This window comes from Bacillus sp. AR2-1, from assembly GCF_008368755.1.
In the GTDB taxonomy this organism is placed as follows: Bacteria; Bacillota; Bacilli; order Bacillales; family Bacillaceae_G; genus Bacillus_A; species Bacillus_A wiedmannii.
On the sequence record NZ_QORY01000027.1, the window covers coordinates 8,858 to 11,127 of the forward strand.

At 31.3% G+C, this 2,270-nt stretch carries 3 protein-coding genes; 2 read left to right on the top strand and 1 reads right to left on the bottom strand.

All coding sequences use genetic code 11. The annotated features are described in order from the left end of the window. Positions 1 to 347 (bottom strand): hypothetical protein (locus tag DT250_RS25980; protein ID WP_149213920.1); only part of this gene is annotated, 347 nt, incomplete at its 3' end. Between the two features lie 466 nt (positions 348 to 813). Here DT250_RS25980 and DT250_RS25985 point away from each other — a divergent pair. Further along, on the top strand, positions 814 to 1,068 hold the full coding sequence (locus tag DT250_RS25985) for a SunI/YnzG family protein (RefSeq protein WP_000900581.1): 255 nt from the start codon (positions 814 to 816) through the stop codon (positions 1,066 to 1,068). Positions 1,069 to 1,315: 247 nt separating this feature from the next. Beyond that, positions 1,316 to 2,200, top strand: a complete 885-nt coding sequence (locus DT250_RS25990; RefSeq protein ID WP_149213919.1) for a PhzF family phenazine biosynthesis protein — start codon at positions 1,316 to 1,318, stop codon at positions 2,198 to 2,200. Positions 2,201 to 2,270 lie beyond the last annotated feature (70 nt).

Here is a 2,270-nt window from a genome sequence, read left to right on the forward strand (position 1 = left end):
GAATCTGTACCTGTACCTTTTGTTTTTTCAACAGTTTTTGCACCTTCTCGTTTTTCAGGGGCTCCCACTTTTGTTTCTACCATTTTTCCTTCTTCAGAATCTGTACCTGTACCTTTTGTTTTTTCAACAGTTTTTGCACCTTCTTTAGGAGTTGCTGGCACTGCATCTTTAGGTAAATCAAAGTTTTGTGAGAAAGACGTTGTTCCATCTGCACTCTGTGTAATTACTTGACTTGAACCATTTTCATTTGACTTTAAATTGTCCATTTTCGCATCATCTGCACCTGCTGCACCTCCCGCTACCAATCCTGTACTTAAAAGTGCTCCTGCTAATAATGTTTTAATCATTTTTCATTACCTCCTGTTTATTTGTAATATTCATCAAAAAAGTATCTAGAGTTAATGTTTTAATCATTATCTTTATCTACTTGCTTTTTGATTACATTTAGCATAAGACAAGAATCTATAGTTGATATGGACTGTATCTGGAGATTATGTAAAGAAAAATAGATAATCAGTTGCATATCCTAATGGGTGTTTAGACAGGATTGAAACTTTATATGAGTTTGATAATTGAGTTACCCTTTGTTTTTGGTCGTAAGGTTTATGGCTGGGGTGAAGCCTATCGAGGATCTAACCTTTTCTGATTTGAAAGTAAACTTTTGGCTAAAAGTTTACTTTCGAAAATAGATAAAAATAATTTGTTATTCATATCATTGGCAAACATAAATATCCAATAAAGATACTTAATTACAAATATAATTATTTGATTTATAATTATATTTAGAAAATAGAATAGAAAGGTCTTGGTAATATGTTGGGTATTGATGTTATAAAAACAACAGAGGAATTAATTATTAAGTGGCAATTAGCAAAAGTTAATATTCCATTAAATGAAATTATTGAGGTTACTGAAGATGATACTTATGCTGGCGTTGAAAAAAATGATGCAATTCGAATTGGGACACCTTATGGTACAACCGATCGCATCTTAATTAAAACTAAAAAGCAAGATTATGTATTATTTACTACTAATAAAGTTTCAATTTTAAATAAAATAAATGCTTAATAACTTAATTGGTTTAATATAATTTTTTAGAAAAAAGGCGACTAATGTAAAGTCATTTTTTTTCTTGGGGGCCCGCCACATGCCCATCAAGCTAAGATTTTGAAGTATCCCCAAAACGAAAATTTTATAATTCTACTAGTACGCGAAAGTTTAGAAAATTCTTTACGAGAATTTAGACCATTAAAATAGGAATTAGTTTATATTAAAATTAGTTTCATAGATTGAATATTGGAGGTATAGAATTAAATTGGAAAAAGAATTTATGGTAATCAATAGCTTTTCTGGTGAAAATTTAACTGGCAATCCTGCTGCTGTTTTTTTTGATCCCAACGGTTTAGATGATAATACTTTGCAAAACATCGCTAAACAGATAAACCTTGTGGAGACAGTATTTGTCTATCCCTCTTATAATGCGGATTTTCTATTTCGTTATTTTACTCCTAATAAAGAAGTATCGCTTGCTGGACATCCAACAATAGCAGCATTTATGGCACTAGTAAATTCCAAGAAGATTGATCCCAGTAAAAAGAAAATATATCAAATTGAAACTCAAAGTGGCATACGTGAAGTTGTTATTGAAAACGTTAGAAATCAAGTGCTTGTAAAAATGAAGCAAAGCTCTCCTAATTTTATTTCGCCAATAATAAACAAAAAGACAATCGCCAATACTTTGGGAATTAATGAAGCAGATATTGCTTTCAATCTTCCAATTCAAACGATTGATTTAGGCGTGAAATATTTAGTGATAGCAGTAAATTCTTTAAGTGCATTAATGTCAGTTAAACGCGACGCTCAATTGTTACAAGAGTTGTGTGAGAATTTGGGTGTCCGTGAGGTGCAAATATTCACATTTGATACTTATGGAGAGGATTTTGATTTTCACACTAGAAATCTGTGCCCCAGGGAAGGTATGGAAGATCCTGCTTGTGGTATGGGGAACGCTGCTGTTGGAGCATATCTTGCCAAGAATTATTATAGTAAACAAAAATGTATTCACCTTCTAGCTGAGCAAGGTATGATTATAAAAATGCCTTGTCTAATAGAATTGTTTATATCTAAAAAAGAAAAAGATATAGAACTTTATATAGGTGGTACTGGTAAAAAAGTGGTTGAGGGTAAGTTCTTTATTTAATTTATAATAGGACCATCCATCTAAGATGAATTTATATCTATAATTCCAAAAAAACGCTATTCTTTTTGTA

Bases quoted from the DNA above. Each gene is read 5' to 3' on its own strand.
- DT250_RS25985 (WP_000900581.1), top strand. From the start codon at position 814: ATGTTGGGTATTGATGTTATAAAAACAACAGAGGAATTAATTATTAAG.